This is a genomic window from Caballeronia sp. LZ035, assembly GCF_031451175.1.
Taxonomy (GTDB): Bacteria; Pseudomonadota; Gammaproteobacteria; order Burkholderiales; family Burkholderiaceae; genus Caballeronia.
This window is the reverse complement of sequence record NZ_JARUXS010000001.1, coordinates 267,643-290,655: the sequence shown is the minus strand read 5'-3', so window position 1 is coordinate 290,655 and position 23,013 is coordinate 267,643. Positions and strand designations below refer to the sequence as shown.

Sequence of the window (23,013 nt, the reverse complement as noted above, 5' to 3'; positions counted from 1 at the left end):
ATCAGACGCCTCCAAATGAGGAGTACTGAGTTCGATTTTCGTGCGAAATCGGTTTTTCGACCTTGATCTCGGAGAGCTCGTTTGCGAGTTCGCGCGAGAGACTCGTCAACAGGCCCACGACACCGAAAACCGGCACCGCACTGTCCTCCTGGTCTTCAGGAAGTGCCGAGAAGAGCGTCTGAAGCACATCGTGAATCTGCCAGGCTCTGGCGGAGAATTCGTAAATGTCATGCATGCTTCACCTCCTGAGCATCAACCGGGCGGATCGATTCAGCGAGTCCGACGCTGTGCTCTCGATAGGTTGCGCCTTCCTCCTCGTAGGCGGCTGCATTCGACTCACTCATGCGGGCACCGAGACCGGCGAGCTGTTGCACGAGCGTGGGATTCTCAGCGAGCGCGGCCAGAGCGTTGAATACAGCCGAGATGTCGTTGAACGACTGAGACGCGCAGGCGAATTCGATCGACGCCGATGCAACGAGCGAGGCAAGCTCTTTGAAGTCGATGTCCTTAGCCATGCGTCACCTCCGCACGGGCGATTTCAGCAAGGTGGAGAAGTGCTTCGGCGCAGCAGTCGAGCGCATCATTCGCGCTGGGCGCAAGCGCCGCGTCGCGCAGAGCGCGGTTGATGATTTGGATTTGAAGCGGGGATTGTGTTTGCTCAGGACGAGCGGAGATAGCGGGGCACATGGCGTGGCCTCCTTTTGCAGGTTCAACGAACCTGGCCCCCAACGCCAATTGGGGTGGCCAGGCACATGACGAGGTTGGCGTACCGGCGCAAAAGGAAACCGGCGAGCGCGAGCGCTCCCCCGCCAAGGCCCGGCCATAGAAGGCGAACGCATGGCTGCGGACGAAAAAATACCGCCGGTCGGCGGTTGTCCGCCTTTTGCTAGTCGAGACGCCAATCCCGAATGGGAGGTGTCTCCTCCCACGCTTCCGAGGATAGACGATCGTTTCTGCGTCCGTCAAGCCAAATGCAATTTCGTACGCGACTGATAGTGTGCATCGCGCGGTGCACGTAACATGCAAACTCGTCTCTCCGAAAGACCTTCGGCTGGCCTTACGGCCAGCCATTTTTTTTGTTTTGTAACTCCGAACAACGGCGCGATTGCCAATCCCAACGCCAGGCGACCCGCGATATTTGCTCTCCATGGGCAGCGAAGAACGATGATCTGCCTTACTCTCGCCGATCGGGCAAGAATCAATTGCCGTAACAGCCGCTCCTGATCGTCGGATTAGCTGAAGAATGGTTTGCGATGTTTCAAGAATTGCGCTTCGAGCACGAGCGCTGCACTCCCCCTGTGTAAAGCCCAACGCATTTTCGTACTTGACCAATAGCGCGTGCGCGTTTGCCCGACTAGCATCGCCATTGGGGTTGTGAGTTTGGCCGGCCATTGCGCCGGTCTTTTTTCGTGTTGCCCGATCTTGCTCGATAAGCCACGAGCTCACATCACTGTCACCGAGCATAAGGATTGAAGCGCTGTTGCGCATCAAGAAATCCGTGGCGGCTGCCTCGTGCACTTCCAAGCTGCGCCTTCCAGCGGTCGGCTGCAGGCACGATCGAAACAATGGATTGATCGAACTTAACTTTTCGCGCACGTTCAGTCCTCCGCCCGGTAGTTTGCGGGCGCAATGAGGAAAGCCTCGATGTCGCCTATTCGCCATCCGACAGACCGCGGCCCGAGTTCAATAGGCGCAGGGAACGTCTTCTGATTGATGCGGGCGTAGATCGTTGAGCGGGAAAGCCCTGTCAACTCTTCTACATGCTTTCGACGCAGGATTGCTTGAGAAGTCTTAAATTTCATAGCGGTACCTTTAGATAAAGCGCGGTCCCGGCCTATCCGGACACGCAAGCCGAAGCTTCGCGCTACCAAATTCAGACTTGTCCCATTTGAAAGCGATGCGCAGCCGAATTCGGATGCTTCGCTTTACGCCGTAAGGCTGCCAGCCACGAACTGCACGCCACATCGACCTATTGATTCAGTTGCACGCTCAAAAATGCGTGCAAAGGAAGGAACGGCGGAGGGCCAACAGAACGAATTGCTGCGTCAGAGCCGCATCCGTTTAGAGCTTCTGGGGTCGGCACCGGAGGAGCACCTCGTCACTTCGCGGTCCGCTATCCGTTGGCAAGAAGACTTCCGCTTTACGATGGGGGTGACAGGTCCGTTTCTTGCAATGCCAGCGGCTTTCAACTCTAAGAAATTTGCCAATGAAAAAGCTCCACAAAATTGCGCTCGCGGTGTCTCTCACCGTGGTAGGAATCGGCGCTCACGCGCAGGTCGCTGGCACGCAACCGCTCAGCGTCACAGTGCAACAATCTCAAGCGCTGCTTCAAGGTTGGAGCGCGAAGAAAAGCATTCTTGGAAAAGCGGTGTACAACGACAAGAACGAAAAAATCGGCTCGATCAAGGATCTCGTGGTCACGACTGACGCCACAGTTTCTGCGGCCGTCATTTCTGCTGGTGGCTTTTTGGGTGTGGCAACCCATGACGTCGCCGTTCCTATCACGTCCCTAGAGATTCGCAACGGCAATTTCTATCTTCCAGGTGCGACCAAACAAGCGCTTAAGGACACACCTGAGTTCGAATACAACAAGGTGCAAAGTCCCCCGAAGCCACATAAGCTGAAGGCGGATTGAGGAAACGTCTGCGGCATTGGTGCATTAGAGGGCAGTGAGTCAAGCTAGGCAACGAGCGATCGCGTCCCGTCATATTGGGAATAGTCATTGCTCGATAAAGAACGCGCGCCTCCTGCGCGCCCCTTCTGGAGAACTACCATGTCTTCTGACCCGATCGATCCGACTGCTATACCGTCAACGCCCCCTGATGCACCAGCTCCTGGCCCTGCTCCTACCGATGTTCCTGACGTCGGAGAACCGGAGCCGGAGCCGGATCAAAATAAATGAGCGATATCGCCGGGTGTGGACCGACTGGTTCAGTGCCCGGTGGTTCTTGACGCAACGGCCGCCAGCAACTTGTCCGCCCCTAACGCGCAGTGAAGAAGTTGTCACGCGCGGTGACGTGTTGATGCTTCACCGTCAGGACCGCGATGAAGCGTTGATTGTCGTTATAAGCAGGAATTTAGATATCCGCCTCAAGGGCAGCAGTCCGCTCTACTGTTGACGTCTTAGACTGTGGCTAATATGACTAAGACGGTTCGTCTGATTGCCTCCTACCGATTAGCGACGTTCGAAATCGACGAGCCTCGTCGAGATACTTTTTAATGGTCGCGTCATCCAAGGGCACTCCTGCGCGCTCAAGATCAATCCGCATCTCTTTTGCGTGCGAGTTACGAGGCGCGTCTGGATCGAGCCTGTATCCGCCCATTGCAAGCCCGATGATTAGCTTCAGCATAGCTTGGCGCTCTTTCGTTACCGCGCTCTTGTTCATCTTGGCGTCGTCAAACCTCGGTGTCGCTCTCGACTCTCCACGCGTCTGGCGCTTCGCAAGCTCATGCACCAGCTGAACGGGCAAGCTGAAGCCGGCACGTCGGACCGCATCGCATATGTAAAGCGGATCCTCCTTTACTTCCCATTTGCAGATGCCATACCGCCGACCCCAGTTAGTGCGCCTGATGACCGCTGCGATTTGCCTCGCAGTCTCGTACTCTGGCTGAGTGGTCTTCGATCGGATTGAAAACGTTGGATGACGACGAGGATCTTTCGCATCGAGCAGAAGTGCCGCCTCTTTCGCCGTCCACTTGTCGAGCGCTACCCAATAGCGGAAGTCGATGCATTCCATCAGGTCTCGAAGAGACTTAGCTCAGCGCCTGTAGGACTGCCGCCTCGGGAAGGGCCCTTTCACCAGCCTTCAGATCATCGAGATAATCCGCCCAAGCCTGCATCATGCGAACTCGCTCGTCGATGAATCGGGTGCGGTTGTAGGCCGTTCCCAGACTATCGGCCACCCGATGCGCGAGCTGATGCTCAATAACTTCCGCAGGAAAGCGCAATTGCTCGTGGAGAATTGTTCTAGCCATGGCGCGAAAGCCGTGCCCTGTAATCTCCGTTTTGGTGTCAAAGCCCATGCGCCGAAGTGCGGCGTTGATCGCGGCCCCACTCATCGGCTTTTTGACATCCCGTCCAACGAAGACGTATCTTCGATGCCCCGTGAGCGCATTGAGATCACGTAAGATCCTGACGGCCTGAACCGAGAGCGGTACCAAGTGATCCGTCCTAGTCTTCGACACCTGGTATCGCCACGTTGCTCGATCGAGGTCAAAGTCTGTCCATTCCGCGTTGCGCAACTCTCCGGGGCGAACAAAGACTAGAGGCGCCAGTCGAAGGGCACATTGAACGACGAACGTGCCTTGGAAGCCGTCGAGCGCACGAAGCAGCCCTGCCACTTGTTCAGGGTCGGTGATCGACGCAAAGTGAGTATGTTGTACCGGCGTCAAGGCGCCCCGTAAGTCAGCACTTGCGTCCCGTTGGACTCGGCCGGTTGCCACGCCGTAGCGCAATACCTGCCCAATATTCTGCTGCACGCGGTGTGCGGTATCTACAGCACCGCGTTTCTCTACGCGACGAAGCACGGCGAGAATCTCTGGGGGTGTGATTTCCGAAATCGGTCTGCCACCGAGCCATGGCAGCACGTCGTTCTCCAGTCTCGCAATGACCTTATCGGCATGCGACTTTGCCCAAGTCGGCGCTTGTCGCGCGAACCACTCGCGTGCGACACATTCGAAGCTGTTCTCGGCGCGCTCGACAGCTGCTGCTTTCTGGATGCGACGCTCGAGCCCTGGATCGACTCCATTCGCCAACAGGCGCCGTGCATCGTCGCGACGTTTACGCGCGTCCTTGATCGTTATAAGCGGGTAAGCGCCGAGTGCGAGACGTTTTTCTTTGCCAGCAAAACGGTATTTCAGGCGCCAGTGCTTCCCGCCTGATGGGCTGACCTCGAGATACATGCCAGCGCCGTCCGTCATTCGATAAGCCTTCTCCCGCGGTCGTGCGGAGCGAATCTCCAAATCCGTCAGAGCCATTGGATTCTTCACACAAAAAAGGGAAAACTGAAATGTCGCCAAATAACCCTTTCCGTGTCAAGGCTTTGCGCCTTGCAAACTGTAACGAGATGCGTCCTATGGCACGGGCAGTAGCCATGAACGACCGCAGCGAGCTAACGTCGTTGCGACCATCCCTCCTGTCGATGGTGGCTCTGAACTCTTGGACGAACTCCGGGTTGTCGGCCCTGTAGCGGACGCTCCGGAGCCGAGGATCAGCAGTTGGTGGGAATGAAGAGACGTGGCGACCGAGGCACTCGGGGGACGTTCACAGCTCCCTAAGAATCGCTTGGGGGCATCGACCTTGGCCGCTCAAGTGATGCCCCCGCAAGAGCCCCAAAATGCTGCCAGATGACATAGGATGTGATCGGATGACACTGGAAACAAAAAACCCCGCAAGCCTTACTGGCTGCGGGGTTTCGGGACTTCATCGGACTTGCTAAGCATGTCGGTTGGTGGAGAGGAGGAGGATCGAACTCCCGACCTTCGCATTGCGAACGCGACGCTCTCCCAGCTGAGCTACCCCCCCAACGAAGCAAAATAATATCACAGTGGATTGGCCGAGGTGCGAGCCATCGGACGATAGCGGCTCCCGCTTATTTAGCAGGCGCCCCCGCCAGTACCCACGCCACAACCGTCTTGATATCCGCGTCGTTCATTCGCGGGTGGGAAGGCATCGGAATCGATCCCCAGACGCCCGCCCCACCGTTTTTCACCTTCTTCTCAAGCTGCACGCTAGCCTGCGGTTGCCCTTTGTACTTCTCCGCTACTTGCTGAAACGAGGGCCCGACGAGCTTGCGATCAACCGCATGACATCCCATGCACGCATTGCTGCGAGCGATGGCCATCGCGTCAGCGGCGGAAACAGCCTGCTCCGCCGCCTTGGCATCGATAGCCACCACAACCATCGCAACAGCAACCACCAAACCCCGCATCCTCATTTCACCGCCGGAGCAGAGCCTGAAGAAGCAGCCCCCGGATGCACATCCGAGTTCTTCACCGGCGCGGGCGCTTGCTGATCGAGCGGACGCGACGTCACCCCCGAGTCAGGCACCGTCCCCACCGTAGCCTCAGCCGGAGCTGGCGCACTGGCCGCCGACACCGCGCTCGCATCCGATGCCGCCGCCGCCTCCAGCGCCCGCGCCTCTTCCGGCTTGATGTACTGATACACCTTCACGACCTGCTCCACCCCCGGCACGCGCGCCGCGACATCCGCGCCATGCGCACCTTCATCCTGCGTCACAAGCCCCATCAGATAAACGATGCTTCTCTCGCACACCACCTTGTAGTAATTCGCGCGCAGATCCTTCTCGCCGACCATCGCGGTCTTCACACGCGTCTCGAGATACGAGTCATTGGCCCGCGACGAAAGCGAACTCGCCCCTTGCACCGACAGCTCATTCACAATGCTGCCCACGTTGTTGATGTCGCGCACCACCGCCTCGGCCTTCTGCTTCGCCGCATCATCGGGCACTTCACCGGTCAGCAGCACACGCCGATTGAACACCGTCACGTTCACGTGCGCGGTATCCGGCAGATTCTCGTTGATACGCGAGAGCGCCTTCACCTGAATCTCGCGATCCTCCGTCTGGGCGCCCAGCGTGCGCCGGTCGGTAGCGATCAAGGTCCCACCGGCCGCCGCGCCGACCACCGCAAGCGCACAGCCCTGCAACGTCAACGCAACCCCCGACAACATGCTCAGCACCAGCGTGGCATTGGCCAAAGTCGCCTTGACGCGTGTCTTGTTCATCAACTCCGTTCCCCCTTTCAGTTTCAATCGTCGCCGAGCAGCATCGCATCGATGCCGTCGCACAGACAGTGAATGGTCAGCAACTGGACTTCCTGAATCCGCGCCGTCCGCTCCGACGGCACGCAGATATGAATATCGGTTTCGGCCAGTACGTCGTTCATCGCGCCGCCGCCATCGCCGGACAGCGCGATCACGAGCATCTCGCGCTCGTGCGCCTCCTGAATGGCCGCCAGCACGTTCACCGCGTTCCCCGACGTACTGATCGCCAGCAACACGTCTTCCGCCTGCCCCAGCGCACGCACCTGGTTCGAGAAGATCTGCTCGAACGCAAAGTCATTGCCGATGGCCGTCAGGATCGATGTATCCGTGGTCAGCGCAATCGCCGGCAAGCCCGGACGCTCCCGCTCGAAGCGGCCAATCAGATGGGCCGCGAAACGCTGCGCGTCGGCCGCCGAGCCGCCGTTGCCGCACACGAGAATCTTGTTGCCATTGGCAAGTGCGCCGAACAGCGTGTCGACGGCGGCCGCGATCGGGACCGCCAGCGCATCGAGTGCTTCGAGTGTGAGCGACGCGCTGTCGCGAAAATGCTGCTGGATACGTTCGACTGACATCGCTCTCGATCATCGGCCGCAACCTGCGGCGCCGTGCTGCATGTGAGGGTGCCGCCCGAGCGCTGCCCGGGCGAAGGTTGTTGCGCAGTTTACCGCATGCATCACGCAGCACGTCGCTGCTTCAGGCTTCATCCGCGCGAAAGGCGTCGGGCATCCAGTGGATACGGCCGGCATCAAACGTGACGACATCGAAACGGCAGGCCGGCAACGCGCCGCGCCATGTCGCCAGGAAATGCTCCGCGGCACGCACAAGCCGCGCTCGTTTCCTTGCATCGATACTCGCGGCCGCCTGCGCAAACCGTCTGCTCCGCCTCGCCCGCACTTCGACAAACACCAGCGCGCCATGCGCATCGAGCATCACGAGGTCCAGCTCGCCGCCGCGACACGTGACGTTGCGCGCAACCAGGCGCATACGCCGCCGTTGCAGATAGTCGAGCGCGTGAGCCTCGAACGCATCGCCGAGCGTCTTGGACATGGCTTCTCCCTGAAAGTTGTCGACGGGACCGCCACATCGCGCGTGGCAAAATGACGTCCTTTCTCCCGATGCCCGTCACATGTCCTCACTTTCCGCGTCACTCTCCGGCCTCGCCGATGGACAGAGCTATCCGACGGGCGCGCTCTACGTGGTCGCCACCCCGATCGGCAATGTCGCGGACATCACCCTGCGCGCGCTGCATGTGCTTGGACTGGCGGATCGCATCGCCGCTGAAGACACGCGCAACACGTCCCAACTGCTCGCGCGATACGGCATCTCGAAACCGTCGATCGCCGTCCATGAGCACAACGAGAAAAGCGCCGCCGAACGCGTGATCGCGCATCTGCGCAACGGCGAGCGCATTGCCTGTGTCTCGGACGCCGGCACGCCGGGCATCTCCGATCCGGGCGCGCGTCTCGTCGATGCCGTGCGTGAGGCCGGCCTTCCCGTGATCCCGCTGCCCGGCGCCAGCGCGCTCACGACAGCCTTGAGCGCAGCCGGCGCGTGGGTAAAGAGCTTCACGTTCATCGGCTTCCTGCCGACCAAGGCAAAGCAGCGCGCCACCTATTTGCGAACGCTCAACCAGCACCCAATGGCGCTGATCTTTTACGAAGCGCCGCATCGCATTGTCGAGACGGTGCGCGCACTCGCCGATGCATTCGGCGGCGAGCGGCAGTTGTTGATTGCCCGTGAATTGACGAAGTTACATGAGAGCCTGCATCGCTGCACCCTGGCCGAAGGGCCAGCATGGCTCGAAGCGGATGCAAACCGTCAACGCGGCGAATTCGTGCTCGTGGTGGAAGGTGCGCCCGATATCGAGGACGCGGATGACGCCCACGATGGCCTGCTCGGAACGTTGCTGGAGGAGCTATCGGTCAAGAGCGCGGCGCGCATCGCCGCGACCTTGACCGGCGGATCACGCAACGTGCTGTACGAGCGCGCGCTCATGCTCGCAAAACGCGCCGGGCACGAAAGCCAGGACGAAGAGGAATAAAAAAACGGGCCGTCGCAAGACGGCCCGTCATGGTTCTGGAACGAGGAAAACCCGTTCAGACGATCAGCACGATCAGTTCACGCTGTCGTCGGCAAGCGACTGCGCCTGTTCTTCGCGCGCGTCACGCGCTTCCTGCTGCGTGAGACCTTCGATCTTCACTTTCTGCGTACCGGTGCCGCGCATGCCGAGCACAGCCGCCGCCGCATACGACAGGTCGATCACGCGTCCGCGCACATACGGGCCACGGTCGTTGATCTTGACGACGACCGTCTTGTGATTCGCCTCGTTCGTCACCCGCACCCACGACGCCAGCGGCAACGTACGGTGTGCTGCAGTCAGGGCGTTCATGTTGAACTTCTCGCCGCTCGCGGTCTTGCGGCCATGGAACATGCGGCCGTACCACGACGCCTTGCCCTTCTGTTCGAAGTTGCCGACGTCCGGACCGGTGGTGATCGGCTCGGCGTCGGAGAGCGACTGCGACGGCTGCGCCGGCTTGTCCGCCGGCAGCGCGGACAGGTGCGAATCGAAGGCGAGCGGCGCGACGGGGCGGGCACTGCTCGTGCTGAAGGACTTTGTAGTCTGAGGATTGGATGCGACATCGCCCGAACCCGGTGCGGCGCAACCGGCCAGCACACCAACGGCTAGCAGGCTCCCGACATGTCGAATAAATCGAGCATTCATAGACGTGTACCAATGATAAAAGCGCAGCCGCGCTGCGCTGGTCGGCGCGCGCAAAGGCTGCACGAGGCATGGCCGCGACAAAGCACAAAGCCGCTCGGTCAAGCGAACGGCTGGCCCTGCACGGATGCGGCGTACTCTTGCCGCAAAGCCCGGTTATTGTTCACGTCTGGCGCAACCTGTCCCCGGCAGCCTGACCAGACCCCACATGCCGCCATCGAACATGGCATCACGTTCGTGCGCTGGACAAACCAGTAAAAAGCGCAGGAACGGCGGCGTAGGCCCCATCCGGCGTGACGGCAGCAAGGCCATCTGACAGACGCGCAGCGCCTGGCCGGACAAGACGTGTGCACCTACGGAAGGTGCTTGAATTGCGATTGCGAGGCTTTTGGCCCCCAACAGCGTACTGAAGGCAATTGTAAAAACGCGCTAGCGTCTGAACATTCACCTGATGACAGCATGGTGACTCCCATGCACAAGTAGTGCCATTATACAAAAAAACCGGGGTTCAACTCACCGGACTGTGCAAACCGTCATTGATTTTCACTATGACCGTAAGAATTGCCGGTTCCCACCTCGTTTTTGGTCACAAAACGCGGCTCATCTCTCCCCACTGCGGCTCGGTACAATGGACTTTTTTACAGCCTCACTTGTACCCACGACAGTCATATGAAAGTCATTCTCGTTCCCGTGACGCCGTTCCAGCAGAACTGTTCCATCGTCATCTGTGAAGCGACCCGGCGCGCGGCTGTCGTCGATCCGGGCGGCGACATCGAACGCATCATTGCCGAAGTCGAGCAGCAAGGCGTGACGGTCGAGAAGATCCTGCTGACGCACGGTCATCTCGATCACTGCGGCGGCGCCAAGGCGCTCGCAGATCACTACGGTATACAGATAGAAGGCCCGCATCGGGAAGACGCGTTCTGGATCGACCAGTTGCCGGAGCAGACGCAACGCTTCGGCTTCTCGAATGCCGAAGCCTTCACGCCCGCGCGCTGGCTCGACAACGGCGACACCGTGCAGTTCGGCGACGAAACCATGAAGGTCTATTTCTGTCCGGGCCATACGCCGGGTCACGTGGTCTTCTTCAGCGAGGCGCATCAGCTGGCGTTCGTCGGCGACGTGCTGTTTGCCGGGTCGATCGGCCGCACGGACTTTCCACGCGGCAATCACGCGGATCTCCTACGCTCGATCCGCGAAAAGCTCTGGCCGCTCGGCGACGACGTCACATTCGTGCCGGGCCACGGCCCCGCCTCGACGTTCGGCGAAGAACGCCGTACCAATCCTTTTGTCGGCGATGGAGTCCCCGCGTGAACGCCATTCCCGAAATCTACGTCAGCACCGACGTCGAAGCCGACGGCCCCATTCCCGGTCCGCATTCGATGCTGAGCTTCGCGTCGGCCGCCTTTACTGCCGACAAGCAGCTTATCGCCACGTTCTCCGCGAATCTCGAAACGCTCGAAGGCGCCGCGCCGCATCCGGTGCAGGCCGCCTGGTGGAAGACCCAGCCCGACGCGTGGGCCGCCTGCCGCAAGGACCTGCAAAAGCCGGAGCCAGCACTGCGCGCCTACGTCGAATGGGTGGAGGCGCTGCCGGGCAAGCCGGTGTTCGTCGCGTATCCGGCGGGCTTCGACTTTACCTATATGTTTTGGTACATGATGCGCTTCGCCGAGCGCTGCCCGTTCTCGTGGTCGGCGCTCGACATCAAGACGCTCGCCTTCGCGATGACCGGCCTGCCGTACCGCAAAGCGATCAAGCCGCGTCTGCCCAAGCACTGGTTCGACGAGTTGCCGCATACGCACGTCGCACTCGACGATGCCATCGAGCAAGGCGCGCTCTTCTGCAACATGCTGGCGGAGTTGCGCGCCACGCAAAAGGCGACCAACGCCACGGCGGAGAAACCCGAAGACACGGAAGGTAAAACCGCGCAGCCAGGCCAGTGAGTTAGGGAAACTCCCTCAGTGCGGCCTCGTTGCATTGCGTTTCTTTTCCGAGGCCTCTACTATGAGAGTCAGATCGCGACCGAACGGAGGCGCAGTTGACTCTCGATACATTCTCACAAAAAATCCTGCGTCTTCTGCAACTGGATGCACGACGCTCCGTTCAGGAAATCTCGGATCAGGTCGGGCTGTCGAGCACGCCGTGCTGGCGTCGCATCAAGGACATGGAACAGTCCGGCGTGATCCAGCGCTATACCGCTCTGCTTGATCGCGAGAAGCTCGGCCTGCATGTCTGCGCACTCGCGCATATCCACCTCATGCGGCACACGGAAGGCGGCGTCGAGCAATTCGAGCGCGAGATCGCCACCTGCCCCGAAGTGACCGAGTGCTACAGCACCACCGGCGAATCGGACTACATCCTCAAGATCGTCGCGCCGGACATCAAGGCATACGACGCGTTCCTGCACGACCGCATCTTCAAGATCCCGGCCGTTGCGCAGGTTCGCACGAGCGTCGTGCTGCGCGAGATCAAATTCGATACGCAGTTGCCGCTTTGACGTCGAGAACCGACGCGCCGGCCTGACCCTTCAGGTCGCGCGGTCGGGATGCGGCGCGCGGGACAGGACAAGCGCCTGTGTCACGCGAAGTTCTCGCGCGCCGACCCGTCGGCCGAGGGCGTCGAAGTCAATCGCTCCGAGTCTTGCCGCGGTGTCTTGCGCCGCCGGGGCCGGCAGAACGATCTCGACGTCGAAACCGCCGCTCAGATAATGCAAGCCCAGCGACTGCACCGCTAAACCGTGCTGAGCAAACGCACTGCGCACGGCTTCGCTGACTATGGAACGCAATGGAAAGTTGCCCGGCAACGGATTGAGCTCGTCGCTTTCCGGATCGACGTGAATCAGCGCGTCGAGCACGCGCGGGTCGGCGCGTACCTGGGCGCGCGCCGATTCCGCAATGAAATGACCTTCCGAAACCGATATCAGCGGATCTACCAGAATATGCGCGTCGACCATGGCGAGATCACCCATTTTTCGGGTGCGCAATTCATGCACTTCCCGTACGCCGGGCGTGTTCAGCAAAATCACGCGCAAATCATTCGTGGTGGTTTGATCGAGTGCGCGGTCAGATAAATCCTGCAACGCGTCCCACGCGAACGTCCATCCCATTTTCCCAATCAGAAATCCTACAAGCGCTGCGGCGATTGGATCGAGAATACGAAATCCGGCCAGACTCCCGACGATACCCAACGCCACCACCAGCGAAGAAGCCGCATCAGAGCGCGCATGCCATGCATTTGCAACCAGCATGGCCGAACGAACCCGCTCGGCAGCACGGAGCATGAATCGAAACAATGCTTCTTTCGAAATCAATACAACGATTGCCACAGCCAAGGCGATGGCATGAACCGGCGGAATATCCTGAAGGTTCACGAGTCGCGTTCCTGCCCGCCATAACATGCCGACTCCGACCGCGATCAACAATCCGCCGAGGAATAATGACGCGACGGTCTCATAGCGGCTATGCCCATAGTTATGATCGAGGTCCGGCGCGGCCGCCGCATGGCGATTGGCGATCAGAACAATGAAATCGGACACGATATCGGCCAGCGAGTGAATCCCGTCCGCTATCAACGCTTGGGAGTGAGCAAGAAAACCGACAACGAGTTGCGCAATCACGAGTCCGCTATTCAGCCCGATGCTCGCCCAGGTCGTCCTGCGCGCAACTTGCTGCTTTTCAGCAATATTCGAACTCGAAATTGACATGTCAATGCGTCCTGGCTTGCTCAGACGGTCACTTTAACGCGCGGCGCGCAAATGCTGCCGGGTTTGCATCGGATGTTTGAATCCGGGCCGCAAGGACCTTGGACACGAAACTGCGGCGCGATGGCCGCGACCCATTCCGTTAAACAAAAACAGAAAGGCCGCGCCCCTGGGGGCGCGGCCTTTACCAGCAGTCTTGACGCAAAAATTTACTTGCTGATCAGGAAGCTGTCGCGGTCCTGTCCGGCAATCCATTTCGGCGGCTTGCCGCGGCCCGACCACGTGCTGCCGCTTTCCGGGTCGCGGTATTTCGGTGCGACGCCCGAACGGCTGCGCGATGCCTTTGATACCTTTGCGCCCCGGCCGCCTGCGAGTTCCTGAAGCGTGATGCCGTAATCCGCCATTTTCTGCTTGATCTCATTAAGTACTTCGGCGTACTCGCGCGACTTCGCTTCTTCAATCTGGCGTTCGAGAGACTCGCGCTGTGCGAGCAGTTCCTTGTATGAAGGCATGGCAATTCCCTAAGTGGTTTGCTGATTTACGAATCGACTCGCTCGCTTGCAGTTTTCGGTATAGCCTCGGACTGGCACGCAGATTAACACAGTTCTGATTATCGCGGCACGGGTGGTTTGCCGCTTAATAAAGTTTTGCGACTTTCTTCGTAAGATTTGCCGATAATTCCGATCTCCGAAGCACCGCCCATTAGGCTTAAAAAGATACGGCTCAATCAAAATAGGCTCGCCGCACTGGCACCGCATGAGAACAATCAAGCTGATTCACCTCGAACGTTTCATGGAATGACAGCTTGGCGGGCCCTTTCGCCAGATTTTGTAATGTACATGAGAAGCGCAGCCTCTTTTTATCATTCAGTGGGAATTCAGACGTTTCGCTCGAAACAATCGATAAGCGCAAGCTTCAGTTCATCTCTTGTTTCCATGGGCTTATCGAATGTAAAACGATTGCGACAACTTTCATGCTGCAAATCGCATCCGTAACGGTCAATCCCCATTAACCGGATTCCGGCGGGCCGGCCGGGGTAAGCATCGAAATATTCACACAGCGATGATTCGTCATCGTATGAAAGCGGCTCGAGCGGATCCAGCTGATCTTCTCCGAGCCAGCCCATCGCGCCAAAGCCGCCGATATACCGCATGCGCGCCAGTTTCATCACCCAGAAAGAGAAGTCGCCCAATTCCAGGTAACGCGCCGCGTGCGGGTGATAGCGCAGATAGCGGCGTGCGAGATCGTCGCTCTCTTCCGGCGTCGCGGGCAAGAAGGCGCCGAGCATGGTCAGACGCTGACCTTCCAGCACGTTGCCGTGTTCCGCGTGCGTGACCAGGAAGCCGGCCTGCGCGTTGGCCTGCAGGTTGCGCGTGTGTTCGGCGAGACGGCTGATCAGCAGCATCGGCATGTGCGTCGCGGTCAATGCAAACGGCAAGGCGGTCGGATAGGGAAAGCCTTCGGCTTCGCGCGAATGCGTGGCGAGCGTGCCTTCCGCGACGTGATGCAGCAAGTGAAGCGGAGCTTGCGACGGAATATGCATTGAATCCTCGTACGGCTGCGATATGTCCACGCGATGGTAATGCAGCGCCCTCGAGCGTGTCTCCTGGCCGTTCGATAGAATCGAAAACCTTCGCACAAGCAGGCAAGCTGTCAGGTTGCGCTGCGTTGCGCCCCACTCCAGAAGCTCACCCGTGTCAGACTCGACCACCGCCTCTTCAGCCGTCCGCGAAACCAGTCCGGCGCTCGCGCTGCATCGCCGCCTTCCCTACGCCACGCGCGTGCGCGCCCGCTACGCGACGATGGCCATCTTCTTCATCGCCGGCATGATGTACGCCTCGTGGGGCGTCCACGTGCCAACGGTGCGGGACAAGTTCTCGCTCAGTCCCGGCATGCTGTCTCTCGCGCTGTTCGCGGTGGCGGGCGGCTCGATCTTCGCGATGCTCACCGCCGGCTCGTGGATCGCGCGCGCCGGCACGCGAACCGCGTGCATGACGGGCGGCGTCCTGATGATGGTCTGCGGCGCGCTGATTCTCGTGACGCCGTGGTTCTGGCTGCTGCTGCTCGTGCTCGCCCTGTTCGGCTTCGGCATGGCCACGCTCGACGTCGCGATGAACGCCGAAGCCAGCGCGGTCGAAGAAGCGCTGGACCGGCCGATCATGTCGTCGCTGCACGGCATGTTCAGCATCGGCGGGATGGCGGGCGCGGCGGCGGGAGGCGCGCTGCTCGCGCACGGGCTCGCGCCGGCGGTGCATCTCGCGCTGGCATCGGGCGTGAGCCTGCTGGTGCTGCTCGTCTCCCTGCCCGCCACGCTGCCGCACGTGCCGCATCACGATGACCACGCGAAAGCGTCGTCGTCGAAACGCTGGCGCTCGGGCGCGCTATGGGCGCTCGGCGGCCTGGCGCTGATCGCATTGATCGCCGAGGGCGCGATGTACGACTGGGCCACCGTCTACATGCGCGACGTCGTGGAAGCCACGCCTTCGGTATCGAGCGCCGCCTACGCCGCCTTCTCGGGCGGCATGGCGGCGGGCCGCTTCGGCGGCGACGCGGTGCGCGCGCGCTTCGGCGCGCCGCAGCTGATCTTCGGTAGCGCAGGGCTCGCGTTCGTCGGCATGGTGATGGCGCTCGTGCTGCCGAACACGATCTTCACGATGACCGGCTTCACGCTGATGGGACTCGGTCTCGCGAACATGATGCCGGTGCTGTTCGCCGCGGCGGCGCGCGTCGAAGGCGTGACGCCCGCCGAAGGACTCGCGCAGGTCGCGGGTCTCGCTTATTTCGGACTATTGCTCGGACCGGTGCTGATTGGCGGTGTTGCACAGGTCACGAGTCTGCCCATCGGCCTGTGCGTGGTCGCTGCCTGTTGCGCGGTCATCACGCTGATCGGACCGAAAATCCTCAGGCGACTGAAGATATAAAAAAACGCGCGGCCCTTGCGGCGCCGCGCGTTTTTCAGGACCGAAGTCCCGTGTGACTTACATCTTGACGACGTCGAGCAGAGTCTTCTTGCCCTTCTTGTAGTCGTACAGCGAGATCACGCCGTGCTTCAGGTCGCCCTTCGAATCGAAGCTCGTCTGACCGATCACGCCCTTGTAGTCCGTGTTCGGCATCGCAGCGAGGATCTTCGCCGGATCGGTCGAGTTCGCACGCTTCATCGCGTCGACGATGATGTACACCGCGTCATACGTGAACGGTGCGTAGATCTGGATCGGCTGGCCGAAACGCTTCTGGAACTTGGCCGCGAATGCCTGACCGCCTTCCATCTTTTCGAGCGCCATGCCGGCTTCCGAGCACACGACGTTGTCGGTCGCGTCGCCGGCGAGGTCGGCCAGCTTTTCGGTGCAGACGCCGTCGCCTGCCAGAACCTTCGCACGCAGGCCGAGCTGCTTGGCTTGCTTGGCGAACGGGCCGCCGGTTGCGTCCATGCCGCCGTACATCACGGCGTCGGGGTTTTCGCCCTTGATCTTCGTCAGAATGGCGCGGAAGTCGACAGCCTTGTCGTTCGTCGCGTCATGCGAGATCACCTTCAGGCCGAGCGACTTGGCGGTCTTCTCGAACTCGTTCGCGAGACCCTGACCGTAAGCGGTCGAATCGTCGACGACGGCAACCGTCTTCACCTTCAGGTTCTTCGCCGCGTAGTTGGCGAGCGCCGGGCCCTGTTGCGCATCGGTCGCGACGACGCGATACGTCGTCTTGAAGCCTTGCTGCGTGTAGGCCGGGTTTGTTGCCGACGGGGAGATCTGCACGATGCCCGCATCGCTGTAGATCTTCGACGCCGGGATCGAGGTGCCGGAGTTCAGGTGACCGACAACGGCGACAACCTTGTCATCGACGAGCTTCTGCGCAACTTGCGTAGCGGTACGCGGGTCAGCGGCATCGTCTTGCGGGTCCAGTTGCAGCGTGATCTTTTCGCCGCCGATCGTGAGACCCTTTGCGTTGATCTCTTCGACTGCCATCCGCGCGCCGTTTTCATTGTCCTTGCCCAAGTGAGCAATGCCGCCGGTCAGCGGAGCGACGTGACCGATCTTGACGACCTGGTCGGCTGCTGCGGTCGTTGCCATCGTAGCGAACAAAACAGCCGCGGCGCTGATCGGCAACAGTTTGTGAAGCTTGGTGTTCATGTAAGTCTCCAGTTTCGGTCCCAAAAACAACGTAATCGCCCTGTGCCCCGTCTTTCATCTCGATCGCTCAGTCCCGTGGACGACCACGCCGGATGCATCGTCATGCACTTGGCAAGTCCTTCCGGCGAGCCGTTCGTGGCGGCCGCCATCCGCACTGCGCGCAAGTGTAGGGTTGTCAAATTAATTTAGGGAAGTTTTTTAGGATACTGGTGTCACTACCAATTAGCGGCCAGTTGTGAGCGCCGTCCGTTTGTGCTGCGTTTGCGTGAAGACGCCCTGTCCATGCGGGTTTCCGCGACATCGGCTTACAGCTTATTGAGCGTCATTCAAGTTTCATCACACGGCGCCGATAATCTCCGGCCGTCAGATCATTAGCCTGGTTTTTAACCTGCGCTTTTAGTCGGCGATTAGGTTCGTCGCTCTAAAAATGCTGCGCGTGGTCAAGCATCGTGCCAGGCGGCGACAAAGCGGACCAGGGCAGCTGAAAGGGAAAGCTGGCACACTCACCCGCCTCGGCATCTCTCACACACAAGGAGCTTCGACGTGACCGTACCCGTGACTTCCCGCTGGATCGACATTCCCGCCGACGGCGGCAGCTTTCAAGGCTATCTCGCGCTGCCCAAGACGGGCAGCGGACCCGCCGTCATCATCCTGCAAGAGATCTTCGGCGTGAACGGCCACATCCGCAGCGTCGCGGATCAATACGCGGCCGATGGCTATGTCGCGCTCGCGCCGGACGTCTTCTGGCGCACGCAACCGCGCGTCGAGCTGGGCTACGAAGGCGCGGATCGCGAGAAGGCGATGGAACTGCTGCAGAAGACCAAGGTGGAAGCCGCTGTGGCCGACGTGGGCGCCGCAGCCAAGGCCCTGCGCGCACTGCCGGAAGTAACGGGCAAGGTGGCGGCGATTGGTTACTGCTTCGGCGGCCGGCTCGCCTATCTGGCGGCGGCGCAAGGATCGCTGGATGTGGGCGTGGCCTACTACGGCGGCGGCATTCAGAACGCGCTCGACCAGGCCGACCAGGTCAAGGTGCCGATGCAGTTCCACTACGGCGAACTCGACGCCCACATCCCGGCCGACGCCGTGGATGCCGTGCGGCAGAAGTTTGCCGGGCGCAAGGACTCGGAACTGTATGTATATCCGCAAGCCGATCACGGCTTCAATTGCGGCGATCGCGCTTCGTACAACGCGAAGGCATCGGCGCTCGCGCACGGACGCACGCTGACGTTCCTCGGCGAACACCTGTAAGAACCCGACAGCGCGCGCACGCAAGCGCGCGCTGGTCAGCTATCGAACGGACTGCAAAGCCTGCGCTAGATCAGCGCGGGCAGTCCCTCGACCAGCAGGAACGCGGCGAGCACGCCTAGCAGTGCGCCGAACACGCGCAAGGTGTTGTTCTTGAAATGCGTCGCGCAGGGGATGGCCCCAAGAAACAGGGCGCCGGCGAGCGCCATCGGAATGATCAAGATGAAGTCGCCGATCGTGAAATACGTCATGGTGCGTCTCCCTTCGTCCAGCTTGTGCCTGGGTTGTCGCGCGATGGAGTTCTGTGCGTCGACATTTCGAGTATAGGCGGCGCCCTGAAGGGCGTCGGGCCTTCTTCGTTCGGCGGGAAACGAGAGGGATCGTAAAACCCTTGCGCAACAAGGGCTTGCAGGCCACATTTTTAAGCGCCCACGTAAAAACCCTTACTTCCTACGTATTTCAACTGGCTTTCTGAAGTGCGTTCTATCTCGCCGGCGCGGTTCCGCTCCGCTCCCTCCGGTCGAGATACACGGCAGCGCTCAGCCCGACCAGCAGCAGCACGCCAATGAGTCCGGCCACACCCGGCCAGCCGAACGCGGTCCAGAAGTGGCCGCCATAGGCGCCGATTACGCTCGATCCCAGGTAATACGCGAGCAGATAGAGCGCCGCCGCCTGGCCTTTTGCCTGCGCGGCGAGCCTTCCGACCCAGCCGCTCGCGACCGAATGGCCAGCGAAGAAACCGAACGTCAGGCAGGCGATGCCCGCGATGATCACCGGCAGCGACATCGACAAGGTCAGCGCGATGCCCAGCATCATGAGCAGAAGACTGGCGATCAGCACGCGGCCGCGCCCGAAGGCATCGGCCATCTTGCCGGAGCTGGGCGAAGCGATGACGCCCGTCAGGTAGACAGTGAAGATGGCGCCGATCTGCGTCTGGTTCAATTGAAACGGCGCCCCGAGCAGACGATAGCCGACGTAGTTATAGAGCGTGACGAAGCTGCCCATCATGACGAAGCCCAACAGGAACAGGAACGGCAGGCCGCGATGACGCAGGTGCCCGGCCAGCGAGCGTCGATGCTGCGTGAAACCGACGCCGCGCCGGGGCTGAAAGCGTTGCGACGGCGGCAGCAGCGCGCGAAAGATGAGCATGGCGAGGAGTCCGAGCACCCCGATTCCGCCGATCGCCACGCGCCAGCCGAACAGATCCGCCAGCACGCCGCTGATCACGCGCCCGGCCATGCCGCCGATGGCCGTTCCGCCGACATAGAGTCCCATCGCGAGACCGAGTCCTTTCGGATGCACTTCCTCGGCGAGATAGGCCATCGCGACGGCGGGCACGCCGCCGAGCGCGAAACCGGCGAGCGCGCGCACGATGAGCAGCGCGTGCCAGTCCGGCAGCACGGCCGCGAGCACCGTCAGCACCGACGACGCCAGGAGCGAGAGCGTCATCAGCCGGTGGCGGCTCCAGCTTTCGGAGACGAATCCCGCGATGAAGATCGCAATCGCCAAGGCGGCCGTGCTGACGGATACGGCCAGCGCGCTGACCGCGGGGCTGACGCCGAACGCCTTGGTGAACTCTGGAAGAAGCGGCTGCACGCAATACAGCAGCGAGAAAGTCGCGTAGCCGGCGAACAGCAGCGCGAGCGACGCTCGCCAGTACGCTCGCGAGCCGCGTTCGAGATATGGGGGTTCGCCAGCGTCGCCTTTCGGAGTTTGCTCGGCCGAAGCAGCGCTCATTTGTTAAGTATTCTCTGACAAACCTTCAACGATACGCCGCGATGAGGGTTTTGCCTAATCTGCGGAAGCGAATAAATGGCGTTCAGCGCGTAATTACTTCCAATCGTCTGCGCTCGACAACATAAGACGGCAAATGGCGTCGCGTTGGCGCGCCGCGATGCGCTAAAGTAAGCGCACAATCGTTCATGAAGTCCGCGCGCCGAAGCCCCACGCGCCAAGGCTGACGCGGCGAAAGTCTGGTGCACGGGCCATCGCTGGCCTGTGTTTGTTGCGATATTTTTTGACCGGCGCGTCATCCTCAGCCGGCGTTGAAACGGGGATTCATCATGCAAATCGGTTCGATTGTCCGCTCAGTGCATATTGCCGTGCCTCAGGGCGCACGCGGCATCGTCATGCGCATTCTCGGCGACATGGCCATGGTCGCCTGGTACGCAGGAGAGCCCGGCGTCACCCAACTGCTCAACACAGAGCCATTCTTTCTCGAAGACCTGATCGACACTGGCGACATCGTGCGGCCGGCGAACACCGTCGTTCACTGACGCTCACTTAAAACCGTCGTGCCGATGCCGTCCGCGCGCCGGCGCGGCACAATGCCGGGATGAACTCAATCGATCCCGACTCCAACGGCGCGCCCGTTCCCCGCGATGGCGACGCGCCTCCCTTCGCCGGCCTCACGCCCGAGCGCGTGCTCGATGCGCTCGACAGCGTCCTGATTCCCGCAGGCACGCGCACCGACGGCCGCCTCCTACCCCTGAACAGCTACGAGAATCGCGTCTACCAGGTCGGCGTCGAGGACGGCGCGCCGGTCGTCGCGAAGTTTTATCGGCCGGAGCGCTGGTCGGACGGCGCGATCCTGGAAGAGCATGCGTTCGTCGCGAGCCTCGTCGCACGCGAGATTCCGGCCGTGCCCGCGCGCACGCTCGAAGGCGCCACGCTGCACGCGTTCGGCGGCTTCCGCTTCTCCGCGTTCGAACGCCGTGGGGGACGCGCGCCCGATCTCGATCGCAGCGACACGCTCGAATGGCTCGGGCGCTTCATCGGGCGGATTCACGCGGTGGGCGCGATCGAGCCGTATCGCGAGCGTCCAACGCTCGACATCGCCACCTTCGGCTACGAACCGCGCGACTATCTGCTCGAACACGGCTTCATTCCCGCCGATGTGCGCGAAGCATGGGAAACGGTCGTCGCGATGGCGCTCGAAGGCGTCGCACACTGCTTCGAGCGCGCGGGCGACGTGCAGCATCTGCGCCTGCACGGCGACTGTCATCCGAGCAATGTGCTCTGGACCGACAGCGGACCGCACTTCGTCGATTTCGACGACAGCCGCATGGGCCCGGCCATCCAGGACCTGTGGCTGTTGCTGCCGGCGGGCCGCGCGGACGCCTCGCGGGCGCTGACGGACCTGCTCGCGGGCTACGAGGATTTCTGCGAGTTCAATCCGCGCGAACTGCATCTGGTCGAAGCCCTGCGCACGCTGCGGCTGATCCACTATTCGGCGTGGCTCGCGCGCCGCTGGAACGATCCGGCCTTCCCCGCCGCGTTCCCGTGGTTCAACACACAGCGCTACTGGGAGGAGCGCATCCTCGAATTGCGGGAGCAAATCGGCGCCATGCAGGAAGGGCCGCTCTGGCCGGTCTGAAATCTTTCGTGACATCCACGCGTCTTAAGCAATCACAAAAGATTGCAAAGCCTTTTAGCGCGTGTAACGATAACGATTCTCATCTTCCCGCCTCCTTTTGATCGCCGCGTTTGCGATCGGGGCGGGCTTGTGCACCCCACTTTCGAAATCCTGGAGAGACGCTTGAACGCGCCCGACACCCTCAATCCGCAGCCGCCTGCAGCGAGCGGCCCGGCCCACTATCGTCCGCATGGCCGTCTGATCGACGATGCCGAGCAATTCGTGCGCAAGAACCGCTCGCGCCGCTCGACCTTTCTCAAATGGCTGCGCAAGGTGCATGGCTGGATCGGTCTATGGGGCGCGCTGCTCGGTCTGCTGTTCGGCGTGACGGGCTTCCTGCTGAATCATCGCGCGCCGCCGCTGCGCATCTCGACGGGCGAGCCGCAGGTGACGCAGTTGCAAATGCCGTTGCCGGCGGAAGGCTTCAAGACGCCGCGCGACATGGGCACCTGGCTCAAGCGCGAACTGAAGCTCGACGGTAATCTCGGCCGCACGCGCCGCGAACCCTCGCATCCCGTGGGCTGGGGCGACAAGAGCACGATGCAGCCGGAACAATGGTCGGTGATGGTGGCTTCGCCGGGCGGCAACGTGATGGCCGAGTACTGGGTCGGCAACAACTTCGTTTCGGTGAAGCGCACCGACAACACCTTCCTCGCGATGATGACCAACCTGCACAAGGGCGTGGGCTTGAGCGTTGGCTGGGTGCTGCTCATCGATACCTTCGCGGGCAGCATCGTGCTGCTGTCGCTGACGGGCGTGCTGTTGTGGACCGAGCTCAACAAGAAGCGCACGGCAGGCGCGTTGATCGTGGCGGCTTCGCTGATTGCGGCGGTGGTCTGCGGGCTGCTCTGATCACCAGCTGATCACGCGCCGCACACTTCCTCTTTCTCCGCCACTCCACGCGCCGCCTTCGCGCCTTCCCCCTGCCGCAGCTCCGGCAGCGAGACGCCGTTCCTGGCGGCGGCGACTTCGGTGACTTCGGCGAGTATCGAGACCGCGAATTGCGGCGGTGGTCTGCGGGTTGAT

The 23,013-nt window shown here is 61.1% G+C and carries 26 protein-coding genes and 1 tRNA gene; 10 read left to right on the top strand and 17 right to left on the bottom strand.

Annotation, left to right across the window (positions count from 1 at the left end):
- Position 1: 1 nt before the first annotated feature.
- From QCE88_RS01405 to QCE88_RS01390, 3 genes are all read right to left on the bottom strand, one after another.
- Complete coding sequence (locus QCE88_RS01405) at positions 2 to 235, bottom strand: hypothetical protein (protein ID WP_309898545.1); 234 nt, start codon at positions 233 to 235, stop codon at positions 2 to 4.
- Positions 228 to 515 carry a hypothetical protein gene (locus QCE88_RS01400; RefSeq protein ID WP_309898544.1) on the bottom strand — a complete coding sequence of 96 codons (288 nt, stop codon included), beginning with the start codon at positions 513 to 515 and terminating at the stop codon, positions 228 to 230. Before QCE88_RS01400 ends, QCE88_RS01405 begins: the two co-directional genes overlap by 8 nt.
- Before the next feature lie 1,083 nt (positions 516 to 1,598).
- A complete protein-coding gene (locus QCE88_RS01390; protein WP_309898541.1) occupies positions 1,599 to 1,802 on the bottom strand; it encodes an AlpA family phage regulatory protein in 204 nt (67 codons plus the stop codon).
- Between the two features lie 404 nt (positions 1,803 to 2,206).
- Between QCE88_RS01390 and QCE88_RS01385 the strand changes: the two genes are divergently transcribed.
- On the top strand, positions 2,207 to 2,635 hold the full coding sequence (locus QCE88_RS01385; RefSeq protein WP_309898539.1) for a PRC-barrel domain-containing protein: 429 nt from the start codon (positions 2,207 to 2,209) through the stop codon (positions 2,633 to 2,635).
- Between the two features lie 508 nt (positions 2,636 to 3,143).
- Here QCE88_RS01385 and QCE88_RS01380 read toward each other — a convergent pair.
- The 7 genes from QCE88_RS01380 to QCE88_RS01350 form a co-directional block, all read right to left on the bottom strand.
- On the bottom strand, positions 3,144 to 3,737 hold the full coding sequence (locus tag QCE88_RS01380; RefSeq protein ID WP_309898537.1) for a hypothetical protein: 594 nt from the start codon (positions 3,735 to 3,737) through the stop codon (positions 3,144 to 3,146).
- 16 nt (positions 3,738 to 3,753) lie between these two features.
- Positions 3,754 to 4,977: a phage integrase central domain-containing protein gene (locus tag QCE88_RS01375; protein ID WP_309903308.1), complete on the bottom strand. Its 1,224-nt coding sequence runs from the start codon at positions 4,975 to 4,977 to the stop codon at positions 3,754 to 3,756.
- A gap of 471 nt (positions 4,978 to 5,448) precedes the next feature.
- Positions 5,449 to 5,524, bottom strand: a tRNA-Ala gene (locus tag QCE88_RS01370).
- A gap of 67 nt (positions 5,525 to 5,591) precedes the next feature.
- On the bottom strand, positions 5,592 to 5,930 hold the full coding sequence (locus tag QCE88_RS01365; protein WP_309898535.1) for a c-type cytochrome: 339 nt from the start codon (positions 5,928 to 5,930) through the stop codon (positions 5,592 to 5,594).
- 2 nt (positions 5,931 to 5,932) lie between these two features.
- A complete protein-coding gene (locus QCE88_RS01360) occupies positions 5,933 to 6,745 on the bottom strand; it encodes a BON domain-containing protein (protein WP_309898533.1) in 813 nt (270 codons plus the stop codon).
- A gap of 23 nt (positions 6,746 to 6,768) precedes the next feature.
- Complete coding sequence (locus QCE88_RS01355) at positions 6,769 to 7,356, bottom strand: phosphoheptose isomerase (protein ID WP_309898531.1); 588 nt, start codon at positions 7,354 to 7,356, stop codon at positions 6,769 to 6,771.
- Between the two features lie 121 nt (positions 7,357 to 7,477).
- Positions 7,478 to 7,831, bottom strand: coding sequence for a YraN family protein (locus tag QCE88_RS01350; RefSeq protein WP_309898529.1), 354 nt, complete (start codon positions 7,829 to 7,831; stop codon positions 7,478 to 7,480).
- Between the two features lie 79 nt (positions 7,832 to 7,910).
- Here QCE88_RS01350 and rsmI point away from each other — a divergent pair, with 79 nt between their 5' ends.
- A complete protein-coding gene (rsmI, locus tag QCE88_RS01345) occupies positions 7,911 to 8,825 on the top strand; it encodes a 16S rRNA (cytidine(1402)-2'-O)-methyltransferase (RefSeq protein ID WP_309898527.1) in 915 nt (304 codons plus the stop codon).
- Positions 8,826 to 8,897: 72 nt separating this feature from the next.
- Here the strand turns inward: rsmI and QCE88_RS01340 are convergent, their stop codons facing one another.
- On the bottom strand, positions 8,898 to 9,506 hold the full coding sequence (locus tag QCE88_RS01340) for a septal ring lytic transglycosylase RlpA family protein (protein ID WP_309898525.1): 609 nt from the start codon (positions 9,504 to 9,506) through the stop codon (positions 8,898 to 8,900).
- A 666-nt stretch (positions 9,507 to 10,172) separates the two neighbouring features.
- On the opposite strand from QCE88_RS01340, the gene QCE88_RS01335 reads away from it, so the two are divergent.
- The 3 genes from QCE88_RS01335 to QCE88_RS01325 all read left to right on the top strand — a co-directional run bounded on the left by QCE88_RS01335 (position 10,173) and on the right by QCE88_RS01325 (position 12,000).
- Positions 10,173 to 10,817 carry an MBL fold metallo-hydrolase gene (locus tag QCE88_RS01335; RefSeq protein ID WP_309898524.1) on the top strand — a complete coding sequence of 215 codons (645 nt, stop codon included), beginning with the start codon at positions 10,173 to 10,175 and terminating at the stop codon, positions 10,815 to 10,817.
- Positions 10,814 to 11,446 carry an exonuclease gene (locus tag QCE88_RS01330; protein WP_309898522.1) on the top strand — a complete coding sequence of 211 codons (633 nt, stop codon included), beginning with the start codon at positions 10,814 to 10,816 and terminating at the stop codon, positions 11,444 to 11,446. The genes QCE88_RS01335 and QCE88_RS01330 overlap by 4 nt, the downstream gene beginning before the upstream one ends.
- Before the next feature lie 95 nt (positions 11,447 to 11,541).
- A complete protein-coding gene (locus QCE88_RS01325; protein ID WP_309898520.1) occupies positions 11,542 to 12,000 on the top strand; it encodes an Lrp/AsnC family transcriptional regulator in 459 nt (152 codons plus the stop codon).
- Positions 12,001 to 12,030: 30 nt separating this feature from the next.
- On the opposite strand, the gene QCE88_RS01320 is transcribed toward QCE88_RS01325, so the two are convergent.
- The 3 genes from QCE88_RS01320 to QCE88_RS01310 form a co-directional block, all read right to left on the bottom strand.
- On the bottom strand, positions 12,031 to 13,206 hold the full coding sequence (locus QCE88_RS01320) for a cation diffusion facilitator family transporter (protein WP_309898517.1): 1,176 nt from the start codon (positions 13,204 to 13,206) through the stop codon (positions 12,031 to 12,033).
- Positions 13,207 to 13,412: 206 nt separating this feature from the next.
- Positions 13,413 to 13,715, bottom strand: coding sequence for an H-NS histone family protein (locus QCE88_RS01315; protein WP_309811155.1), 303 nt, complete (start codon positions 13,713 to 13,715; stop codon positions 13,413 to 13,415).
- A 365-nt stretch (positions 13,716 to 14,080) separates the two neighbouring features.
- Positions 14,081 to 14,746 carry a DUF2470 domain-containing protein gene (locus QCE88_RS01310; RefSeq protein ID WP_309898515.1) on the bottom strand — a complete coding sequence of 222 codons (666 nt, stop codon included), beginning with the start codon at positions 14,744 to 14,746 and terminating at the stop codon, positions 14,081 to 14,083.
- A 151-nt stretch (positions 14,747 to 14,897) separates the two neighbouring features.
- Between QCE88_RS01310 and QCE88_RS01305 the strand changes: the two genes are divergently transcribed.
- On the top strand, positions 14,898 to 16,124 hold the full coding sequence (locus QCE88_RS01305) for an MFS transporter (RefSeq protein WP_409018005.1): 1,227 nt from the start codon (positions 14,898 to 14,900) through the stop codon (positions 16,122 to 16,124).
- A 57-nt stretch (positions 16,125 to 16,181) separates the two neighbouring features.
- Here the strand turns inward: QCE88_RS01305 and QCE88_RS01300 are convergent, their stop codons facing one another.
- Positions 16,182 to 17,327 carry a branched-chain amino acid ABC transporter substrate-binding protein gene (locus tag QCE88_RS01300; protein ID WP_309898513.1) on the bottom strand — a complete coding sequence of 382 codons (1,146 nt, stop codon included), beginning with the start codon at positions 17,325 to 17,327 and terminating at the stop codon, positions 16,182 to 16,184.
- A gap of 543 nt (positions 17,328 to 17,870) precedes the next feature.
- On the opposite strand from QCE88_RS01300, the gene QCE88_RS01295 reads away from it, so the two are divergent.
- Positions 17,871 to 18,575 (top strand): dienelactone hydrolase family protein, encoded by a 705-nt coding sequence (locus tag QCE88_RS01295; RefSeq protein WP_309898511.1) that lies wholly within the window; start codon positions 17,871 to 17,873, stop codon positions 18,573 to 18,575.
- Between the two features lie 65 nt (positions 18,576 to 18,640).
- On the opposite strand, the gene QCE88_RS01290 is transcribed toward QCE88_RS01295, so the two are convergent.
- Together QCE88_RS01290 and QCE88_RS01285 are read right to left on the bottom strand one after the other, a co-directional pair.
- Positions 18,641 to 18,823: a hypothetical protein gene (locus QCE88_RS01290; RefSeq protein ID WP_309898509.1), complete on the bottom strand. Its 183-nt coding sequence runs from the start codon at positions 18,821 to 18,823 to the stop codon at positions 18,641 to 18,643.
- 232 nt (positions 18,824 to 19,055) lie between these two features.
- The gene (locus tag QCE88_RS01285; RefSeq protein WP_309898507.1) at positions 19,056 to 20,309 is read right to left on the bottom strand and encodes an MFS transporter; all 1,254 of its coding nucleotides are present in this window, start codon (positions 20,307 to 20,309) and stop codon (positions 19,056 to 19,058) included.
- A 326-nt stretch (positions 20,310 to 20,635) separates the two neighbouring features.
- On the opposite strand from QCE88_RS01285, the gene QCE88_RS01280 reads away from it, so the two are divergent.
- From QCE88_RS01280 to QCE88_RS01270, 3 genes are all read left to right on the top strand, one after another.
- Positions 20,636 to 20,848, top strand: a complete 213-nt coding sequence (locus tag QCE88_RS01280) for a hypothetical protein (RefSeq protein ID WP_309811131.1) — start codon at positions 20,636 to 20,638, stop codon at positions 20,846 to 20,848.
- A gap of 59 nt (positions 20,849 to 20,907) precedes the next feature.
- Positions 20,908 to 21,948, top strand: coding sequence for a serine/threonine protein kinase (locus QCE88_RS01275; protein ID WP_309898505.1), 1,041 nt, complete (start codon positions 20,908 to 20,910; stop codon positions 21,946 to 21,948).
- A 162-nt stretch (positions 21,949 to 22,110) separates the two neighbouring features.
- Positions 22,111 to 22,839, top strand: a complete 729-nt coding sequence (locus QCE88_RS01270; RefSeq protein ID WP_309898503.1) for a PepSY-associated TM helix domain-containing protein — start codon at positions 22,111 to 22,113, stop codon at positions 22,837 to 22,839.
- Positions 22,840 to 23,013: the final 174 nt, after the last annotated feature.

What these genes read in the sequence shown, in the direction of transcription:
- QCE88_RS01315 (WP_309811155.1), bottom strand. Translation starts at nt 13,715, where the DNA reads ATGCCTTCATACAAGGAACTGCTCGCACAGCGCGAGTCTCTCGAACGC.
- QCE88_RS01360 (WP_309898533.1), bottom strand. Translation starts at nt 6,745, where the DNA reads ATGAACAAGACACGCGTCAAGGCGACTTTGGCCAATGCCACGCTGGTG.
- QCE88_RS01385 (WP_309898539.1), top strand. Translation starts at nt 2,207, where the DNA reads ATGAAAAAGCTCCACAAAATTGCGCTCGCGGTGTCTCTCACCGTGGTA.
- QCE88_RS01365 (WP_309898535.1), bottom strand. Translation starts at nt 5,930, where the DNA reads ATGCGGGGTTTGGTGGTTGCTGTTGCGATGGTTGTGGTGGCTATCGAT.
- QCE88_RS01380 (WP_309898537.1), bottom strand. Translation starts at nt 3,737, where the DNA reads ATGGAATGCATCGACTTCCGCTATTGGGTAGCGCTCGACAAGTGGACG.
- QCE88_RS01290 (WP_309898509.1), bottom strand. Translation starts at nt 18,823, where the DNA reads ATGACGTATTTCACGATCGGCGACTTCATCTTGATCATTCCGATGGCG.
- QCE88_RS01335 (WP_309898524.1), top strand. Translation starts at nt 10,173, where the DNA reads ATGAAAGTCATTCTCGTTCCCGTGACGCCGTTCCAGCAGAACTGTTCC.
- QCE88_RS01300 (WP_309898513.1), bottom strand. Translation starts at nt 17,327, where the DNA reads ATGAACACCAAGCTTCACAAACTGTTGCCGATCAGCGCCGCGGCTGTT.
- rsmI (WP_309898527.1), top strand. Translation starts at nt 7,911, where the DNA reads ATGTCCTCACTTTCCGCGTCACTCTCCGGCCTCGCCGATGGACAGAGC.
- QCE88_RS01390 (WP_309898541.1), bottom strand. Translation starts at nt 1,802, where the DNA reads ATGAAATTTAAGACTTCTCAAGCAATCCTGCGTCGAAAGCATGTAGAA.
- QCE88_RS01355 (WP_309898531.1), bottom strand. Translation starts at nt 7,356, where the DNA reads ATGTCAGTCGAACGTATCCAGCAGCATTTTCGCGACAGCGCGTCGCTC.
- QCE88_RS01375 (WP_309903308.1), bottom strand. Translation starts at nt 4,977, where the DNA reads ATGGCTCTGACGGATTTGGAGATTCGCTCCGCACGACCGCGGGAGAAG.
- QCE88_RS01400 (WP_309898544.1), bottom strand. Translation starts at nt 515, where the DNA reads ATGGCTAAGGACATCGACTTCAAAGAGCTTGCCTCGCTCGTTGCATCG.
- QCE88_RS01275 (WP_309898505.1), top strand. Translation starts at nt 20,908, where the DNA reads ATGAACTCAATCGATCCCGACTCCAACGGCGCGCCCGTTCCCCGCGAT.
- QCE88_RS01280 (WP_309811131.1), top strand. Translation starts at nt 20,636, where the DNA reads ATGCAAATCGGTTCGATTGTCCGCTCAGTGCATATTGCCGTGCCTCAG.
- QCE88_RS01285 (WP_309898507.1), bottom strand. Translation starts at nt 20,309, where the DNA reads ATGAGCGCTGCTTCGGCCGAGCAAACTCCGAAAGGCGACGCTGGCGAA.
- QCE88_RS01310 (WP_309898515.1), bottom strand. Translation starts at nt 14,746, where the DNA reads ATGCATATTCCGTCGCAAGCTCCGCTTCACTTGCTGCATCACGTCGCG.
- QCE88_RS01350 (WP_309898529.1), bottom strand. Translation starts at nt 7,831, where the DNA reads ATGTCCAAGACGCTCGGCGATGCGTTCGAGGCTCACGCGCTCGACTAT.
- QCE88_RS01320 (WP_309898517.1), bottom strand. Translation starts at nt 13,206, where the DNA reads ATGTCAATTTCGAGTTCGAATATTGCTGAAAAGCAGCAAGTTGCGCGC.
- QCE88_RS01405 (WP_309898545.1), bottom strand. Translation starts at nt 235, where the DNA reads ATGCATGACATTTACGAATTCTCCGCCAGAGCCTGGCAGATTCACGAT.
- QCE88_RS01340 (WP_309898525.1), bottom strand. Translation starts at nt 9,506, where the DNA reads ATGAATGCTCGATTTATTCGACATGTCGGGAGCCTGCTAGCCGTTGGT.